Consider the following 18358-nt stretch of genomic DNA (forward strand, 5'->3'; position numbering starts at 1 on the left):
GCAGGGGGCTGTAGGGTAAACGGCTGACGTCAGACGGGGTCTTTTTCCGCCAGGTACGGATCAGGATAGCCCAGTCCGTGCATGATTTCGGTTTCCAAAGACTCCATTTCTTCGGCTTCATCGTCTTCGATGTGGTCATACCCTAGCAGATGAAGACTGCCGTGGACAACCATATGCGCCCAGTGGGCCTCCAGCGCCTTGCCTTGCTCAATCGCTTCCTGTTCAACCACCTGGCGGCAGATGATCAGATCGCCGAGCAGCGGCAGCTCGATGCCCGGCGGGGCCTCGAACGGGAAAGAGAGCACGTTGGTCGGCTTGTCTTTGCCGCGGTAGGTCAGGTTCAGCTCGTGGCTTTCCGCTTCGTCAACCAGACGCACGGTCACCTCGGCCTCTTCCTGAAATTGCGGCAGCACGCCTTCCAGCCAGCGCTGGAAGGTGGCCTCATCCGGCAGGCCGTCGCCGCTTTCACAGGCAATCTGCAGATCCAAAATCACCTGGCTCATGGTGTCTCCTGCTCGGAGGCGGCGAGCGCCTCGCGCTTACGTTGTTCGGCAATCGCGTCTTTGCGTTTCTGTTCGGCCGCTTCCCAGGCCTCATAGGCGATGACCACGCGGGCCACCACCGGGTGGCGCACCACGTCTTCGCTGTGGAAGAAGTTGAAGCTCAGTTCTTCCACGTCCGACAGCACTTCCACCGCGTGGCGCAGGCCGGATTTCTGGTTGCGCGGCAGGTCGATCTGGGTGACGTCGCCGGTGATGACCGCCTTCGAGTTGAAGCCGATGCGCGTCAGGAACATCTTCATCTGTTCGATGGTGGTGTTCTGGCTCTCATCCAGAATGATAAAGGCGTCGTTCAGCGTGCGGCCGCGCATATAGGCCAGCGGCGCGACTTCGATCACGTTGCGCTCGATGAGCTTCTCCACGCGCTCGAAGCCCAACATTTCGAACAGGGCGTCGTACAGCGGGCGCAGATAGGGATCGACCTTCTGGCTCAGATCACCCGGCAGGAAGCCCAGCTTTTCACCGGCTTCGACCGCGGGACGGGTCAGCAGAATGCGGCGAATTTCCTGGCGCTCCAGCGCATCTACCGCGGCGGCGACCGCCAGGTAGGTCTTGCCGGTGCCCGCCGGGCCGATCCCGAAGGTGATGTCGTGATCGAGAATGTTGGCGATGTACTGCGCCTGGTTGGGCGTGCGCGGTTTCACCATGCCGCGCTTGGTTTTGATGGTGACCGCCTTGCCGTAATCCGGCACGCTGTCGGCCACCTGTTCCAGCACCCGGCTCTCTTTGATGGCCAGATGGATTTGCTCCGGATCGATATCCGGGATCACGCCGCGAATCGGCGCGGTATCCACGTACAGATGGCGCAGGATATCGGCGGCGGCGGCCACGCACAGGTTTTTGCCGACCAGCTTGAAACGGTTGTCGCGGCGATTGATTTCGATGCCCAATCGGCGCTCGAGTTGTTTGATGTTGTCATCAAACGGGCCGCACAGGCTGAGCAAACGCTTGTTGTCTGCGGGCTCTAACAAAATTTCTTGTGTTGCGACGTTCAAACTATTCCTCTAGGTCACATCGGGCCTGGTTGATGTCACATAGCGCGTCCGGGACGCGCGCGTTCAGGACGAGCCTGAATACTCTCTTTCTTGAATTATTCATGGTGCGCCGCAACGGCGCAAGTTTACCGCTGATCTATCTGTGCGCCGTCGGCGAAATTCAAGGGAAGATAAGGAAAAAACGCGGCGGGGCGCAAAGCCCGCCGCGTCATCACAGAACAAGGCCGCTGGGAATCAGTTCTTTTTCACGAACTCGGATTTCAGCTTCATCGGGCCGAAGCCATCGATTTTGCAGTCGATGTTGTGATCGCCTTCGACCAGGCGAATGTTTTTCACCTTGGTGCCGATCTTGAGCATCGAGGAGCTGCCTTTGACCTTCAGGTCTTTGATCACGGTGACCGCATCGCCGTCCGCCAGCAGGTTGCCGTTGGCGTCTTTGACGATCAGCGTGTCCTGATCTTCCGCCGGGGCGCTGTCGCTCCACTCGTGGGCGCACTCAGGGCAGATGAACAGGGCATTGTCCTGGTAGGTGTATTCGGAGTTGCACTTCGGGCAGTGTGGGAGTTGCATGTTATGTCGCCTCTTCAACAATAAAAAAATAAAAAAGCAAATCACCGGGCGCGGACGCCCGGCGGAGAAACGGTAAGGAGTAGCGCGAATGGGCGGCGATAAGGCGGCCGCCGCGGCGTCAGGGCTGGTAAATGCCGACGCCCAGCGCGTTTTCTTTGCGGGTACGGGCGATCACCGACTGCGGGGATTCATGTACGCGCAGATCCATCTGCTGTTCGGTGCGCACCACTGCGCCACGCAGGGTGTTGGTCAGCACCTCGGTAATTTCCACGTCGACGAACTGGCCGATCATGTCGGGCGTGCCCTCGAAGTTTACCACACGGTTGCACTCCGTGCGCCCGGCCAGCTCCATCACGCTTTTGCGCGAGGTGCCCTCCACCAGAATGCGCTGGACGGTGCCGAGCATGCGGCGGCTGAACTGCAGCGCCTGCTGGTTGATGCGGTCCTGCAGAATATACAGCCGCTGTTTTTTCTCTTCTTCGCTGACGTCGTCGACCATGTCCGCCGCCGGGGTGCCCGGGCGCGACGAATAGATGAAGCTGAAGCTGACGTCGAAATTGACGTCGGCGATCAGGTTCATGGTCTGTTCGAAATCGGCCTGGCTTTCGCCCGGGAAACCGACGATGAAATCGGAGCTGAGCTGGATGTTCGGGCGCGCCTTGCGCAGCTTGCGGATAATCGCCTTATACTCCAGCGCGGTGTGCGCGCGTTTCATCATGGTCAGGATGCGATCCGAACCGCTCTGCACCGGCAGATGCAGGAAGCTGACCAGCTCCGGCGTGTCTTCGTACACCGCGATGATATCATCGGTGAACTCGATCGGGTGGCTGGTGGTGAAGCGAATGCGATCGATGCCGTCGATGGCCGCCACCAGGCGCAGCAGTTCGGCGAACGAGCAGATATCGCCGTCATGCGTGGCGCCGCGGTAAGCGTTGACGTTTTGGCCGAGCAGGTTGACCTCGCGTACGCCCTGCGCCGCCAGTTGGGCGATTTCGAACAGCACGTCGTCGCTCGGGCGGCTCACTTCCTCGCCGCGGGTGTAAGGCACCACGCAGAAGGTGCAGTATTTGTTGCAGCCTTCCATGATCGACACGAATGCGGTCGGGCCTTCGGCGCGCGGCTCCGGCAGACGGTCGAACTTTTCGATCTCCGGGAAGCTGATGTCGACCACCGGGCTGCGGGTGCCCTGGACGTGGTTGATCATTTCCGGCAGGCGGTGCAGGGTCTGCGGGCCGAATACCACGTCAACGCAGGGCGCGCGGCTGCGGATCAGTTCACCTTCTTGCGAGGCCACGCAACCGCCGACGCCGATGATCACCGACGGGTTCTTTTCTTTCAGCAAGCGCCAGCGCCCCAGCATGGCGAAAACTTTCTCCTGCGCCTTTTCACGGATCGAGCAGGTGTTCAGCAGCAGCACGTCCGCCTCTTCGGCGTTTTCGGTCCACTCGAAGCCGTGCGTGCTGTTCAACAGGTCGGCCATTTTCGATGAATCGTACTCATTCATCTGGCAGCCCCAGGTTTTGATATGTAGTTTTTTCGTCATTGACTTGCCATTACTCAGTGCGGAGCGAAAGTTGCGTTACGCGACATGCAGGGCGCGTATTGTAATCATTTGCCGCCGTTGTGACCAGCGCGGGGGAAAATGGCACGCAACCTGAAGCCGGAGCGAAAATCCGGTACACTGCGCAAAACGCCATACCGGGTGGGATGGCGAGCATTCACACAGAAAACATAGCCAATATGAAGACATCTCAAAATCGGTATGACGCGGTGGTGGTCGGCGGCGGCATGGTCGGCGCGGCGGCGGCCCTGGGGCTGGCGCAGGCGGGCTGGTCGGTGGCGTTGCTGGAACATCAGGTGCCGCAGGCGTTCGAGGCGCAAAGCCCGCCGGATCTGCGCATTTCCGCTATCGGCTGCACCTCGGTGGGGCTGCTGAAAAAGCTCGGCGCCTGGCAGGCCGTGACGGCGATGCGCACGGCGCCGTATCGCCGGCTGGAGACCTGGGAGTGGGCGTCGTCGCGCGTGGCGTTCGACGCGGTGTCCCTGGGGCTGCCGGAGCTGGGCTTTATGGTGGAAAACCGCATTCTGCAGCTGGCGCTGTGGCAGCAGTTCGCGCAGTGCGCCAATTTGACGCTGCTGTGCCCCGCCAGGCTGCAATCGCTGCAGCGGGCGGACAATGCCTGGCAACTTACGCTGGACGGCGGTGAGACGCTGCAGACGCGTTTGGTTGTCGGCGCCGACGGCGCCAACTCGCAGGTGCGCAAGCTGGCGGCGATCGGCACCAACGGCTGGCAGTATCGTCAGGCGTGCATGTTGATCACCGTCGATACCGGCGCGCCGCAGCAGGATGTGACCTGGCAGCGCTTCTTCCCATCCGGGCCGCGTGCCTTCCTGCCGCTGTACGACAGTTGGGCGTCGCTGGTGTGGTATGACAGCCCGCAGCGCATTCGCCAGCTGCAGGCGATGCCGCCGGCGCAACTGGAGCGCGAGATCGCCGCCGCTTTCCCGGCGCGACTGGGCCCGGTTAAGGTGCACGCCGCCGGTTCGTTCCCGCTGACGCGGCGTCATGCGCAGCGCTACGTGTTGCCGGGGCTGGCGCTATTGGGTGATGCGGCGCATACCATCAATCCGCTGGCCGGGCAGGGCGTCAATCTGGGGTATCGCGACGTGGATGCCTTGCTGAACGTATTAAGCGATGCGCGGGAGCAGGGAGAGGACTGGAGCAGCGAGGCGGTACTGCTGCGCTATCAGCGCCGCCGCCGTACCGACAATCTGCTGATGCAGAGCGGCATGGATCTGTTCTATACCGCTTTCAGCAATAACCTGGCGCCGCTGAACGTGGCGCGCAATCTGGCGCTGATGGCCGCGCAGCGGGCGGGCAAGCTGAAAGAGCATGCGTTGAAGTACGCATTGGGATTGTAACCGACAGGGCTCGGCTGCGGCTGGGCTCGTTAGGATTGGCCGAGCGCCGGAAAGCAAAAAGCCCGCCGAAGCGGGCTTTCTAAATATGGCTGGGGTGCCAGGATTCGAACCTGGGTATGCTGGTATCAGAAACCAGAGCCTTACCGCTTGGCGACACCCCAATTATGGTGGCTACGACGGGATTTGAACCTGTGACCCCATCATTATGAGTGATGTGCTCTAACCAGCTGAGCTACGTAGCCGATGGTACTTTTTACTTCTTTGATTTGCAAGCAGTTTGTTATGGCTGGGGTACCTGGATTCGAACCAGGGAATGCCGGTATCAAAAACCGGTGCCTTACCGCTTGGCGATACCCCACCTGCAAACAAATCTTATGTTGAAACCCCATTCCCGAAGGAATATGGCTGGGGTACCTGGATTCGAACCAGGGAATGCCGGTATCAAAAACCGGTGCCTTACCGCTTGGCGATACCCCATCAACATACTGCGCCGACGATGAAGAGAAATGGTGCGGGAGGCGAGACTTGAACTCGCACACCTTGCGGCGCCAGAACCTAAATCTGGTGCGTCTACCAATTTCGCCACTCCCGCAAATGCAAAAAAGAGATGGTGGCTACGACGGGATTCGAACCTGTGACCCCATCATTATGAGTGATGTGCTCTAACCAGCTGAGCTACGTAGCCCTCTTTTTTTGCTTTGCCTTCATCGGCGTTGCGGGGCGCATTATGCGTATATGACCGATTTGCGTCAACAAGTTTTTTCCCGAAAAAGTGCCCGGAAGCGCCGTTTGTCTGGGTTGTGAACATTATGGCGATAAAATCGGCAATTCAGGCAGTTGGCGGGGGGAAAAGGCAACAAAAAGGCGGGCCAAAAGGCCCGCCCCGAGGGAAAGCGCCGCGCGATTATTTATAGGCGGCCTGGTGTACGCCGACGGCGCGGCCGGAAGGATCGTCCATCTTCTTGAACGATTCGTCCCATTCGATGGCCTTGGCGGACGAGCAGGCGACGGACGGGCCGCCCGGCACGCATTCGGCGGCGCTTGGCAGTGGGAACAGCTCCTCGAAGATTTCGCGGTACAGGTAGCCTTCTTTCGAAGTCGGCGTGTTGTACGGGAAGCGGAAACGCGCGGTTTCGAGCTGTTGATCGCTGATTTGCTGCGCAGCGACCTCTTTTAGCGTGTCGATCCAGCTGTAGCCGACGCCGTCGGAGAACTGCTCTTTCTGGCGCCAGGCCACGCTGGCCGGCAAATAGGACTCGAAACATTCGCGGACGATGTGTTTTTCCATTTTGCCGTTGCCGCACATTTTATCTTTCGGGTTGATGCGCATCGCCACGTCGAGGAATTTCTTGTCCAGGAACGGCACGCGGGCTTCGACGCCCCAGGCGGACATCGCCTTGTTGGCGCGCGCGCAGTCGAACATATGCAGCGCCAGCAGCTTGCGCACGGTCTCTTCGTGGAATTCGCGGGCGTCCGGCGCCTTATGGAAGTAGAGGTAGCCGCCGAACACTTCGTCCGCGCCTTCGCCGGAGAGCACCATCTTGATGCCCATCGCCTTGATTTTGCGCGACATCAGGTACATCGGCGTCGAGGCGCGGATGGTGGTGACGTCGTAGGTTTCGATGTGGTAAATCACGTCGCGGATGGCGTCCAGGCCTTCCTGCACGGTGAAGTGGATTTCATGGTGTACGGTGCCCAGATGGTTGGCCACCTCCTGCGCGGCGCGCAGATCCGGCGAGCCTTCCAGGCCGACGGCGAAGGAGTGCAGCTGCGGCCACCAGGCTTCGCTGCGTTCCTGATCTTCCACGCGGCGCGCGGCGTACTTCTTGGTGATCGCCGAGATGACCGAGGAATCCAGCCCGCCCGACAGCAGCACGCCGTAAGGCACGTCGGACATCAGGTGGCTTTTCACCGACTCTTCCAGCGCGGTTCGCAGGGCGGTGGCGTCGGTCACGTTGTCTTTGACGCTGTCGTAATCGAACCAGTCGCGGCGATAGTATTCGCGGATCTCACCGTCCTGGCTCCACAGGTAGCTGCCGGCCGGAAATTCCTTGATGGTGCGGCACACCGGCACCAGCGCTTTCATTTCCGAGGCGACGTACAGGTTGCCGTGCTCGTCGTGGCCCATGTACAGCGGGATGATGCCCAGATGATCGCGGCCGATCAGGTAGGCGTCTTTTTCGGTGTCGTACAGGGCGAAGGCGAACATGCCTTGCAGATCGTCGAGGAAGTCCGGGCCTTTCTCCTGATACAGCGCCAGGATCACTTCACAGTCGGAACCGGTCTGGAACGCGTAGCGGTCGCTCAGCTGTTGGCGCAGCGCCTGGTGGTTGTAAATTTCGCCGTTGACCGCCAAAACGTGGGTGTGCGCAGCGTTGTACAGCGGTTGAGCGCCGTTGTTGACGTCGACGATCGACAGGCGTTCGTGGGCCAAAATGGCTTTGTCGCTGGCGTAAACGCCGGACCAATCCGGGCCGCGGTGGCGCATCAGGCGCGACAGCTCCAGCGCTTTCTTACGCAGTTCAACGGGATCGGACTTCAGATCGAGCACACCGAAAATAGAACACATACAACTCTCCTAACGGGCTTTTATGACTGTGATGTTGTTATGGGCAGCATTGCCGATTCATCAGCGATAACGCGGTTTTGCTGCGCTGTGGTTATGAAAATGCGCCTAAAGCTGCATGAGATGCAAGCGTTTTAGCCATACGCTGAGAAATAGTTGTTTGCCTGGGCGCGATTTTTGACGGATTTTCAGTTATCGGCGGGGAAAATTAGCGATTATGCAATTTTTAGCGTAATGACGGGATTGCCGGCCGGTTTGACCGGCAATCGATTAGCGATTAGGCGATGAGCTGCCACAGGGTGAAGGCGGCGTCCGGCGTCCAGGCGGCGTTGGAGGTGTGCGCCTGAATACAGGTGTATTTCTTGCCTTTATAACTCACCACGTCGCCGGCTTGGTAGCTGTGGTTGTTCTGCCACTTGGGCGCGCTCGGATCGGGCGGCGTGCCGTCGTTGGCGGTTTTGACCGCCAGCGCGCTGCTCGGCAGCGAGGTATTGCCCTGGCTGTCGGTTGCGGTAACGAAGTAGCTGTACTGAGTGGCCGGAGCCAGGCCGTTGTCGGCCAATGACAGGCCGGCAGTCTGGCCGATCGGGTTGCCGTTGCGGTAAACGGTGTAACTGGCGATCGGTAAGGCGCCGGTGGCGGCGGCCCAGCTCAGCTTCAGCGAGGTGGCGCCCAACTCGGAGACCGTCAGCGCCGTCGGCGCATTAGGCTTTCCCGGCGGCGGGGTGACTCCGCCCTGAATCAGCGGCGCGTAGCGGGTTTTGAACTCCCAGCTGTAGGCCACGCCGGCTTTGCTCTTGCCGTTGTCCCAGTTGATTGACCAGGTCATCAGGCCCTTGATCGACAGGTTTTTGGCGTCGAGACGCGAGAAGGCGTTATACACCGCCTGTTTGTCGATCACGTAGCCGGTGGCGGCGGCATCGTTGTTGCTCGGCAGGCCGATAACGAATTTACTGGCTGGAATTCGGATAAATCCGCGGGTGCCGGTGACCAGACTTTCCGTCAGGTAATAGAGGAAGTCTTCTTTCATGGCGTCGTTGTTTTGGGCAATCCAGGCACCGGCACCGTTATTGGCCTCGGGAACCCAGATGCCGTCGCCACCCTGGTTATAATATTGCGGCGCGATAAAGTCATAATAGCCATCTAACGCATTAATATAATCGCCATAGCTGCCGTTAGCCTGCAGATAAGGGAATTCCGGCGCCATGCTGATAATAAAGTTTTTCCCCTGCGCGGCGTAATGGTCTTTTACTTTTTTCAGCGCCGCAGGCAAGACGGTTTTATTATTGGCGGCGCCGATCGCCGCCTGTTCCAGATCGATATCCAGGCCGTCGAAGCCGTAGACTTCCACCAGGCGAATAATCTCGTCTTTCAGCCGGTCTTCGTCGCCGGTTTTCAGTTCGATGTGCGCGTCTGCGCCGCCGAGGGAGATCAGCACCGCGCGGCCCTGGCTGTTCAGCACGCCCACCTGGCGGCGGAACTCGGCGTCGGACAGGTTGTAAGGCTTGAAGGTCGGGATTCCCTGGCCTTTCATAAAGGCGACGGCCACCACGTTATATTCGGCGGGAATGTCGGTCAGGTTCATATTGGCGAACTGGCCTTGTTGATAACCGTCACTGGCGCCGGCGGCCCAGTTGTGCCAGAAACCCATCAGGATTTTTTTATTGGCGATAGTCGGCATAATGGCTGCGTCATCGGCGGCATTAATAATGTTATTTGTGCTCATGGTAGCCTCATTAATTAGGGTAAGGGATTTTCGCCTGCCGGCAATATCAGCTATTGGCGGGGCGTAAGGTTATAATGAGGGTTTTTAGCGCGGGCAGGCTGAAACCTTTTGCGGCCATGAACGAATTAAATTCAAACTGTAGTCAGGAAGAGGGAAATAATGGCGGCCGGGCAGCCGCCATAAATGCATCAGAAAATAGTGATATCGGCAACGGAAGGGTAGACGTAGCTCGGGCGGAACGGCATGGTTTCGATGTCGCTCAGCGTGGAGACGCCGGACAGCACCAGCACGGTTTCCAGGCCGGCCTGGAAGCCCGCCAGAATGTCGGTGCGCAGGTTGTCGCCGACGATCACCGTCTCTTCCGAGTGCGCCTGCATTTTGTTCAATGCGGCGCGAATGATCCATGGGCTGGGCTTGCCGACGTAAAACGGCTTGCGGCCGGTGATCTTCTCGATGGGGGCGCACAGCGCGCCGCAGGCCGGCGAGAAGCCGTGGCCGTGGCTATCCGGGTTGGTGGCGATAAAGCGCGCGCCGTTACTGACGAAGTAGGCGGCCTTGTGCATCATGTCCCAGTTGTAAGAGCGGGTTTCCCCGACGATCACGAAATCCGGGTTGATGTCGGTGATGGTGAAACCGGCTTTGTACAGCTCATGGATCAGCGCGCCTTCGCCCACCACATAGGCCTTCTTGCCTTCCTGGCGGCGCAGGAAATCGGCGGTGGCCATCGCCGAGGTATAGAACGCGCTCTCCGGCACTTCCAGCCCGGCGGCGGCGAAGCGGTTCGCCAGATCCTGCGCGGTCTGTGACGGGTAGTTGGTCAGCACCACCAGCGGCATGCCTTGTTCCTGGATGCGCGCCAGGAACAGATCGGCGCCGGGCACCGGCGTATTGTCATGCAGCAGCACGCCGTCGATATCGCATATAACGTTTTTGATTTTCATTTGTCGCTGTTTCTCATGATTACGGCAGGCAAGGGGTGACGATAACACACCTGCCAGAAGCGGCGGATCAGCTTTCCAGCAATCGCTGCAAGAGCACGCCGTTGAGCATCGCGCGTTTGGCCAGGGCGAAAGCGCCGATCGCCGAGCGATGATTGAGTTCGGAGGTCACCACTGGCAGATTCTTGCGGAAGTCCTTCAGCACCTGGGTATTGATGCAGCTCTGGATCGCCGGCAGCAGCACTTTGTCCGCTTCGGTGATCTCACCGGCGATCACCACCTTCTGCGGATTGAACAGGTTGATGGCGATGGCCACCGCCTTGCCCAGATAGCGGCCGACGTGTTCGATCACTTCGCTGGCCAGCAGATCGCCGCGGTTGGCGGCCTTGCAGATGGCGTTGATGCCGCAGTCTTCCAGCGTCAGTTTGCTCGGGTAGCCCTGGCTCAGCAGCTGGCGCACGCGCTGTTCGATCGCCGCGTTGGCGGCCACCGTTTCCAGGCAGCCGAAGTTGCCGCAGTGGCAGCGTTCGCCGAGCGGATCGATCTGGATATGGCCGATCTCGCCGACGTTGCCGTTGTTGCCGAGAAAAATCTGCCCGTTGACGATGATGCCGGCGCCGGTGCCGCGGTGCAGGCGCACCAGAATCGAGTCTTCGCAGTCGCGGGTGGCGCCGAAGTAGTGCTCCGCCAGCGCCAGGCTGCGGATGTCGTGGCCGACGAAGCTGGTGACGTTGAAACGTTGCTGCAGGTTGTCCACCAGCGCCCAGTTGCTGACGCTGATGTGCGGCATGTAGCGCACCACGCCCAGCGCCGGATCCACCAGGCCGGGCAGGATCACCGCGATGGCGATCAGCTCGCGCAGGCGGCGCTGATTCGCTTCGATGAATTGGGCGATGGCGGCGAACAGCGCATTCTCCAGCGTTTCCTGGGTGCGTTCCGGCAGCGGATAGTGTTCTTCGCCGAGCGATTTGCCGCTCATGTCATACAGGGTGATGGTGGCGTCGTGGCGGCCGAGACGCACCGCGACGGTATGGAAATGACGGGTTTCCGACACGATGGAGATCGCGCGGCGGCCGCCGGTGGAGGCTTGCTGATCGACTTCTTTGATCAGCCCGCGCTCCAGCAGCTGGCGAGTAATTTTGGTGACGCTGGCGGGGGCAAGCTGGCTGAGTTCGGCAATTTGAATGCGCGAGATCGGGCCCTGCTGGTCGATCAGGCGGTAAACTGCCGCGCCGTTAAGTTGTTTGACTAAGTCAACGTTCCCTATTTGTGCTTGTCCGCCGGTGCTCATCAATAATGTTACTCGCTGTTCATTGAATTAAACCTCGTTACCGTTAACGAGCGTTTTGGTGATTTTAAAATCACGGGTGAAGGCGGTCAGGTTAGCCACCTTGCCGGCTTCGATGGTGCCCAGACGGTGCTCGACGCCGATGGCGCGCGCCGGGTACAGCGTCGCCATGCGCAGCGCTTCGTCCAGCGCGATGCCGATATGTTCGACGCTGTTTTGCACCGCTTCGATCATGGTCAGCGCGGAACCGCTCAGGGTGCCGTTCTCATCCACGCACAGCCCATCCCGATAGTATATTGTTTTACCGGCGAAAATAAATTGGTCAATATCTGCACCTGCCGGTGCGGTCGCGTCGGTGACCAATACCAATTTATCACCTTTCAGGCGTTTGGCGTTACGGATACTCGCCCAGGCCACGTGATGGCCGTCGGCGATGATGCCGGTATAGACCTCCGGCGTGTCGAAGATCGCTCCCATCAGCCCCGGTTCGCGGCCGGTGATATACGGCATGGCGTTGTACAGGTGGGTGGCAAAGCTGATGCCGGCGGCGAAGCCGGTGCGCGCCTGATCGTAGGTGGCGTTCGAGTGGCCGGCGGAGACCACGATGCCGGCCTCGGTCAGCTGCTTGATAACGTGTGGCTCAACCATCTCCGGCGCCAGCGTCACCTTGGTGATCACGTCGGCGTTGGCGCACAGGTAATCGATCATGTCCTGCGTTGGCTTGCGAATGAACGCCGGGTTATGGGTGCCTTTTTTCACCGGGCTGAGGTACGGCCCTTCCAGGTGCAGGCCCAGCGCCTGGTTTTGGTGCTTTTTCAGATAGGCGCGCATCACCTCGACGCTGTGCTTCATGAATTCGTCGCTGCTGGTGATCAGCGTCGGCAGATAGCTGGTGCAGCCGGATTTCTCGTTGGCGTGCTGCATGATCTCCAGCGTTTCTTCCGAAATCGCTTCCAGCGAATCGTTGAACTGTACGCCGCCGCAGCCGTTCAGCTGCACGTCGATAAGCCCGGGGGCCAGGATGGCGCCACCCAGGTCGCGCGTTTCGATGCCGGCGGGCAATTCAGCCGCCGGGCAGACTCTCTCGATCAGCCCATCAGCGATAATGACTGCATGGTCATCAAGTACGTCGTGGCCGGTATAGATTCGGCCGTGGGTTAAAGCGAACATCGTAGCCCCCTGCAAAGATTAAAGACTTTTCACGCTTTCCGCTTCTAACTCGCGGAAATATTTGACGGTTTTGACTTTCAGTTCCATGGTGGCCGGCTCGTCGCACACCACCACCGCTTTGGCGTGTAGCTGCAGGCAGCTGATGGTCCACATGTGGTTGATGTTGCCTTCCACCGCGGCCTCCAGCGCCTGCGCCTTGGCGTGGCCGGTCACCAGGATCATTACTTCTTCCGCGTCCAGCAGCGTACCCACGCCGACGGTCAGCGCATATTTCGGCACCAGGCTGACGTCGCCGCCGAAGAAGCGCGAGTTGGCGATGCGGGTGTCTTCGGTCAGCGTTTTGATGCGGGTGCGCGAAGCCAGGGACGAAGCCGGTTCGTTGAACGCGATATGGCCGTCGATGCCCACGCCGCCCATGAACAGGTTAATTTTGCCGTAAGACTTGATCTTCTCTTCGTACTGGCGGCACTCGGCATCGACATCCGCGGCGTTGCCGTTCAGCAGGTTGATATTTTCACGAGGGATATCAACGTGATCAAAGAAGTTGCGGTACATGAAGGTGTGGTAGCTTTCCGGGTGTTCCTGCGGCAGGCCAACGTACTCGTCCATGTTGAAAGTCACAACATGCTTAAAGCTTACTTCACCTGCTTTGTGCATCGCAATCAGATGTTTGTAGGCTTCCAGCGGCGTGCCGCCGGTAGGCAGGCCGAGGACAAACGGGCGCTCTGCGGTTGGCTTGAATGCGTTGATGCGTTGAACGATATGACGCGCGGCCCATTTGCCGACTTGTGCGGTATCTTTCAGTGGGATAAGTCTCATCTAACACCTCTTGGGATAAGTAAACTAAAGCTATACTGTACGGGCCTGCGGGAGTCCTAAGCGTAACCCAGCTTTATGATTCTCGCGTGAATCGTCCGTCCGGTTGATTTTTTGAATGATAAAATAAGTTTTGTGTGATGGCCAGCAATCCGGGAGGGAAAGACTACTTTTTGGTGATATTTATCACAAAAAGGGAGGTTTTAATTTGCGATACAAAATAAATTTTTTACACTCGGCATGAGTGATACGTGCCATGCGTTGTTTCTAAAAAGGTAGTGAGAGCTCCAAATAAACTACTAATAGGGTCCGTCCGCGGACAACATAGGGGGAAAAGGTGAACATTCTTAGTTATTTGCAAAAGGTGGGACGGGCGCTGATGGTGCCGGTCGCCACGCTGCCCGCCGCCGCCATCTTGATGGGCGTCGGGTACTGGATTGACCCTGTTGGTTGGGGCGGCGACAACGCGCTCGCCGCTTTCTTCATTAAATCCGGCTCCGCTATCATCGACAACATGTCGGTGTTGTTCGCTATCGGCGTGGCCTACGGCATGTCCAAAGACAAGGACGGCGCCGCCGCGTTAACCGGCTTCGTCGGCTTCCTGGTGCTGACCACCCTCTGTTCACCGGCCGCCGTGTCGATGATTCAGAAGATCCCGCTCGATCAGGTGCCTGCCGCGTTCGGCAAGATCCAGAACCAGTTCGTCGGTATTCTGGTGGGTATCATCTCCGCCGAAGTGTACAACCGCTTCAGCGGCGTCGAGCTGCCTAAGGCGCTGTCGTTCTTCAGCGGCCGCCGCCTGGTGCCGATCCTCATTTCCTTCCTGATGATCCTGGTCGCTTTCATTCTGATGTACATCTGGCCGGTGATCTTCAACGGTCTGGTGAACTTCGGTGAACACATTCAGAAAATGGGTTCGGTCGGCGCCGGCATTTACGCCTTCTTCAACCGTTTGCTGATCCCGGTCGGCCTGCACCACGCGCTGAACTCGGTATTCTGGTTCGACGTGGCCGGCATCAACGATATTCCTAACTTCCTCGGCGGCCAGCAGTCAATCGAAGCCGGTAAAGCGGTTGTTGGCATCACCGGCCGTTATCAGGCGGGCTTCTTCCCGATCATGATGTTCGGTCTGCCGGGGGCAGCGCTGGCCATCTATCACTGCGCGCGTCCTGAAAACAAAGCCAAAGTGGCGGGCATCATGCTGGCGGCCGCGTTCGCCGCCTTCTTTACCGGCATCACCGAACCGCTGGAGTTCTCCTTCATGTTCGTGGCGCCGGTACTGTACGTGATCCACGCCGTGCTGACCGGTATCTCGGTGTTCATCGCCGCCAGCATGCACTGGATCGCCGGTTTCGGCTTCAGCGCCGGGCTGGTGGATATGGTGCTGTCGTCCCGCAACCCGCTGGCGACCCACTGGTACATGCTGATCCCGCAAGGCCTGGTGTTCTTCGTCATCTACTACGTGGTGTTCCGCTTCACCATCAAGAAATTCAACCTGATGACCCCGGGCCGCGAACTGGCGGTTGCCGGTGACGAAACCGACGGTTATGACGTCAACGTCGACAGCAACGCCGGTAAAGACGAAAACGAAACCACCACGCTGGCCCGTCGCTACGTCGGCGCGATCGGCGGTTCCGACAACCTGACCGGCATCGATGCCTGCATCACCCGCCTGCGTCTGAACGTGAAAGACTCCGCGCTGGTGAACGACGCCTTGGCGAAACGCCTCGGCGCATCCGGCGTTATCCGCCTGAACAAGCAGAGCGTGCAAGTGATCGTCGGCACCCGTGCTGAACTTATCGCCAGCGCAATGCGCAACGTGATTGCAGCCGGCCCGGTAGCGGCAGCGGCGGCCCCGGCGGCGGCCCCTGCCGCGGAAGCCAAACCGCAGGCGGTGCCGAACGCGCCGAAAGCCGCGTTTGAAACGCTGGTAGCGCCGGTGACCGGTGAAGTCGTGGCGCTCGATCAGGTGCCGGACGAAGCTTTCGCCAGCAAGGCGGTAGGCGACGGCCTGGCGATTCGCCCGACCGACAACATCGTCGTGGCGCCGGCGGACGGCACCGTGGTGAAAATCTTCAATACCAACCACGCGTTCTGCCTGGAAACCGACAAGGGCGCCGAGATCGTGGTGCACATGGGGATCGACACCGTCGCGCTGGAAGGCCAGGGCTTCAAACGCCTGGTGGAAGAGGGCGCGGAAGTGAAAGCCGGTCAACCGATCCTGGAACTGGATCTGGATTATCTCAACGCCAACGCGCGTTCGATGATAAGCCCGGTGGTGGTCAGCAACTCTGACGACTACGCCGGCCTGGCGGCGCTGGCCAGCGGATCGGTGGTCGCCGGTCAGACCAAGCTGTACGAGATCCAAAAGTAAGGCCGTTTTTACCTGAGTAGTACCGGGGGCCGGCCACGCATCATGGCGGAGTTTGCCCCGATTTGGCGGGAAGAGAGCGATCTCTTCCCGCTTTTTTTATCCCGTTTCGCCCCACGGCGGTGCGCTGCGCGCCGAGGGGGCAACGCGCCGCATTTTTCGTGCAACAAACGGTTGTTTCCAGACGTGGCTTGTTGGATCATAGGCGGTTATGTGTAGCGCTTTGCATTGAGGAACAGTGAAATGAGTGAGGCTGAAGCCCGCCCAACCAATTTTATCCGTCAGATCGTCGATGAAGATCTGGCGTCGGGGAAACACACGTCGGTACATACCCGCTTCCCGCCGGAGCCTAACGGCTATCTGCATATCGGCCACGCCAAGTCCATCTGCCTGAACTTCGGCATCGCCAAGGACTATCAGGGCCAGTGCAACCTGCGTTTCGATGACACCAACCCGGTGAAAGAAGACATCGAGTTCGTGGAGTCAATCAAGCACGACGTGGAGTGGCTGGGCTTTGAGTGGAGCGGCAACGTTCGTTACTCCTCAGACTATTTCGATCAGCTGCACCAGTATGCGGTCGAGCTGATCACCAAGGGGCTGGCCTACGTCGATGAGCTGTCGCCGGAGCAGATCCGTGAATATCGCGGCACCCTGACCGCGCCGGGCAAAGACAGCCCGTACCGCGATCGCAGCGTGGAAGAGAACCTGGCGCTGTTCGAGAAGATGCGCAACGGCGAGTTCGCCGAAGGCGCCGCCTGCCTGCGCGCCAAGATCGATATGGCTTCGCCGTTTATCGTGATGCGCGATCCGGTGCTGTACCGCATCAAGTTCGCCGAACACCACCAGACCGGCAATAAATGGTGCATCTACCCGATGTACGATTTCACCCACTGCATTTCCGATGCGCTGGAAGGGATCACCCATTCGCTGTGTACCCTGGAATTCCAGGATAACCGCCGTCTGTATGACTGGGTGTTGGATAACATCACCATTCCTTGCCACCCGCGTCAGTACGAGTTTTCGCGTCTCAACCTCGAATACGCCATCATGTCGAAGCGCAAGCTGAACCAGTTGGTGACCGAGAAGATCGTCGAAGGCTGGGACGACCCGCGGATGCCAACCGTCTCCGGTCTGCGCCGCCGCGGTTATACCGCCGCCTCGATTCGCGAGTTCTGCCTGCGCATCGGCGTGACCAAGCAAGACAACAACGTCGAGATGGTGGCGCTGGAATCCTGCATCCGCGACGATCTGAACGAGAACGCGCCGCGCGCCATGGCGGTGCTGGATCCGGTGAAAATCGTCATCGAGAACATGGGCGATGCGGTGGAAATGGTCACCATGCCTAACCACCCGAACAAGCCGGAAATGGGCAGCCGCGATGTGCCGTTCAGCCGCGAGATCTATATCGATCGCGCCGACTTCCGCGAAGAAGCCAACAAGCAGTACAAGCGCTTGGTTCTGGGCAAGGAAGTGCGTCTGCGCAATGCGTACGTGATCAAGGCCGAGCGCGTCGAGAAGGACGAAGCGGGCGAGATCGTCACCATCTTCTGCAGCTACGATGCGGAAACGTTGAGCAAAGATCCTGCAGACGGCCGCAAGGTGAAGGGCGTGATCCACTGGGTGTCCGCGGCGCACGCGCTGCCGGCGGAAATTCGCCTGTACGATCGCCTGTTCAGCGTGCCTAACCCGGGCGCGGCGGAAGATTTCCTCTCCACCATCAACCCGGAATCGCTGGTGATCAAGCACGGCTTCGTCGAGCCGAGCCTGGCGGCCGCACAGCCGGAGAAAGCCTATCAGTTCGAGCGTGAAGGTTACTTCTGCGCCGACAGTCGCTATTCGTCGGCCGAGCATCTGGTGTTTAACCGCACCGTCGGCCTGCGCGACACCTGGGCGAAAATCGAGGGCTAATCTTATTCGCCTAGAAAATTAATGAATCAGCGCGGCTTAGGCCGCGCTTTTTTTTGCCTATGGTTTCACCTGCGATCTATTCCTCTCTGATTTTAACCGGAGCGCGTTTAATTAATCACGGCGCATTAACCCATAAGCTTTCTGATATTGGCCTTGTTAGTCTTAATATTTGCTTATATATTCGTGATGCGAATTAATTTCATTTAGAGAGCGCTTTCAATTTTTATCGCCTGACTGACGGATTTAGTCAGGCTGAAACCATTAATCGTCTCTGGTTGACCTGGTATCTCAATTTATTCTGATTTAATTGAATTTTTTATTCGACACCTTCCATGATCACCGGCGTAACAAAATCTCACTGATATGTGCTCCTTGTCATACTTTGACAAATCTCCCGCATTTTTCATTTGATAATTCGCGTCGCGAAAAATAGTCTGTCTGTAGCAATTAGTGCTGTGGGAATAACATCTCGTCGGCAATATTTTTTACCCGTTCGGGTTTTTTATTGGCAGTCGTGCAGGGCAGTGG

General features: G+C 58.9%; 13 protein-coding genes and 6 tRNA genes. 3 read left to right on the forward strand and 16 right to left on the reverse strand.

What is annotated here, in order from left to right; all coding sequences use genetic code 11:
- Window positions 1–29 precede the first annotated feature (29 nt).
- The 4 genes from ybeY to miaB all read right to left on the reverse strand — a co-directional run bounded on the left by ybeY (window position 30) and on the right by miaB (window position 3668).
- Entirely contained in the window at window positions 30–503 is a 474-nt protein-coding gene (gene ybeY, locus SSARUM2_RS05815; RefSeq protein WP_033637441.1) for an rRNA maturation RNase YbeY, read from the reverse strand.
- On the reverse strand, window positions 500–1555 hold the full coding sequence (locus tag SSARUM2_RS05820) for a PhoH family protein (protein ID WP_033637443.1): 1056 nt from the start codon (window positions 1553–1555) through the stop codon (window positions 500–502). The genes ybeY and SSARUM2_RS05820 overlap by 4 nt, the downstream gene beginning before the upstream one ends.
- A gap of 234 nt (window positions 1556–1789) precedes the next feature.
- Window positions 1790–2125 carry a zinc ribbon domain-containing protein YjdM gene (locus tag SSARUM2_RS05825; RefSeq protein ID WP_049195580.1) on the reverse strand — a complete coding sequence of 112 codons (336 nt, stop codon included), beginning with the start codon at window positions 2123–2125 and terminating at the stop codon, window positions 1790–1792.
- A 118-nt stretch (window positions 2126–2243) separates the two neighbouring features.
- Window positions 2244–3668 (reverse strand): tRNA (N6-isopentenyl adenosine(37)-C2)-methylthiotransferase MiaB, encoded by a 1425-nt coding sequence (gene miaB / locus SSARUM2_RS05830; RefSeq protein ID WP_033633929.1) that lies wholly within the window; start codon window positions 3666–3668, stop codon window positions 2244–2246.
- Window positions 3669–3865: 197 nt separating this feature from the next.
- On the opposite strand from miaB, the gene ubiF reads away from it, so the two are divergent.
- Window positions 3866–5047 carry a 3-demethoxyubiquinol 3-hydroxylase gene (gene ubiF, locus SSARUM2_RS05835; protein WP_060438991.1) on the forward strand — a complete coding sequence of 394 codons (1182 nt, stop codon included), beginning with the start codon at window positions 3866–3868 and terminating at the stop codon, window positions 5045–5047.
- A gap of 86 nt (window positions 5048–5133) precedes the next feature.
- On the opposite strand, the gene SSARUM2_RS05840 is transcribed toward ubiF, so the two are convergent.
- The 12 genes from SSARUM2_RS05840 to nagB all read right to left on the reverse strand — a co-directional run bounded on the left by SSARUM2_RS05840 (window position 5134) and on the right by nagB (window position 13554).
- A tRNA-Gln gene (locus SSARUM2_RS05840) sits at window positions 5134–5208 on the reverse strand.
- Between the two features lie 4 nt (window positions 5209–5212).
- Window positions 5213–5289: transfer RNA gene (locus SSARUM2_RS05845), tRNA-Met, on the reverse strand.
- 41 nt (window positions 5290–5330) lie between these two features.
- Window positions 5331–5405 (reverse strand) — tRNA-Gln (locus tag SSARUM2_RS05850).
- A gap of 44 nt (window positions 5406–5449) precedes the next feature.
- Window positions 5450–5524 (reverse strand) — tRNA-Gln (locus SSARUM2_RS05855).
- Between the two features lie 30 nt (window positions 5525–5554).
- Window positions 5555–5639 (reverse strand) — tRNA-Leu (locus tag SSARUM2_RS05860).
- 16 nt (window positions 5640–5655) lie between these two features.
- Window positions 5656–5732 (reverse strand) — tRNA-Met (locus tag SSARUM2_RS05865).
- 219 nt (window positions 5733–5951) lie between these two features.
- Window positions 5952–7616, reverse strand: coding sequence for an asparagine synthase B (gene asnB / locus SSARUM2_RS05870; protein WP_033637446.1), 1665 nt, complete (start codon window positions 7614–7616; stop codon window positions 5952–5954).
- A gap of 274 nt (window positions 7617–7890) precedes the next feature.
- Entirely contained in the window at window positions 7891–9339 is a 1449-nt protein-coding gene (locus tag SSARUM2_RS05875; protein ID WP_060452725.1) for a glycosyl hydrolase family 18 protein, read from the reverse strand.
- A 188-nt stretch (window positions 9340–9527) separates the two neighbouring features.
- Window positions 9528–10280, reverse strand: coding sequence for an HAD-IIA family hydrolase (locus tag SSARUM2_RS05880; RefSeq protein ID WP_004939957.1), 753 nt, complete (start codon window positions 10278–10280; stop codon window positions 9528–9530).
- A 67-nt stretch (window positions 10281–10347) separates the two neighbouring features.
- Complete coding sequence (locus SSARUM2_RS05885; protein ID WP_033637448.1) at window positions 10348–11568, reverse strand: N-acetylglucosamine repressor; 1221 nt, start codon at window positions 11566–11568, stop codon at window positions 10348–10350.
- A gap of 27 nt (window positions 11569–11595) precedes the next feature.
- The gene (nagA, locus tag SSARUM2_RS05890; RefSeq protein WP_033637449.1) at window positions 11596–12735 is read right to left on the reverse strand and encodes an N-acetylglucosamine-6-phosphate deacetylase; all 1140 of its coding nucleotides are present in this window, start codon (window positions 12733–12735) and stop codon (window positions 11596–11598) included.
- 18 nt (window positions 12736–12753) lie between these two features.
- Window positions 12754–13554 carry a glucosamine-6-phosphate deaminase gene (nagB, locus tag SSARUM2_RS05895; protein WP_004939952.1) on the reverse strand — a complete coding sequence of 267 codons (801 nt, stop codon included), beginning with the start codon at window positions 13552–13554 and terminating at the stop codon, window positions 12754–12756.
- Window positions 13555–13888: 334 nt separating this feature from the next.
- On the opposite strand from nagB, the gene nagE reads away from it, so the two are divergent.
- Window positions 13889–15925, forward strand: coding sequence for an N-acetylglucosamine-specific PTS transporter subunit IIBC (gene nagE, locus SSARUM2_RS05900; RefSeq protein WP_047568893.1), 2037 nt, complete (start codon window positions 13889–13891; stop codon window positions 15923–15925).
- Window positions 15926–16165: 240 nt separating this feature from the next.
- Complete coding sequence (gene glnS, locus SSARUM2_RS05905; protein WP_033655303.1) at window positions 16166–17830, forward strand: glutamine--tRNA ligase; 1665 nt, start codon at window positions 16166–16168, stop codon at window positions 17828–17830.
- The last annotated feature ends 528 nt before the right edge of the window (window positions 17831–18358 follow it).

Source organism: Serratia sp. K-E0102, assembly GCF_029962625.1.
Lineage (GTDB): Bacteria > Pseudomonadota > Gammaproteobacteria > Enterobacterales > Enterobacteriaceae > Serratia > Serratia sarumanii.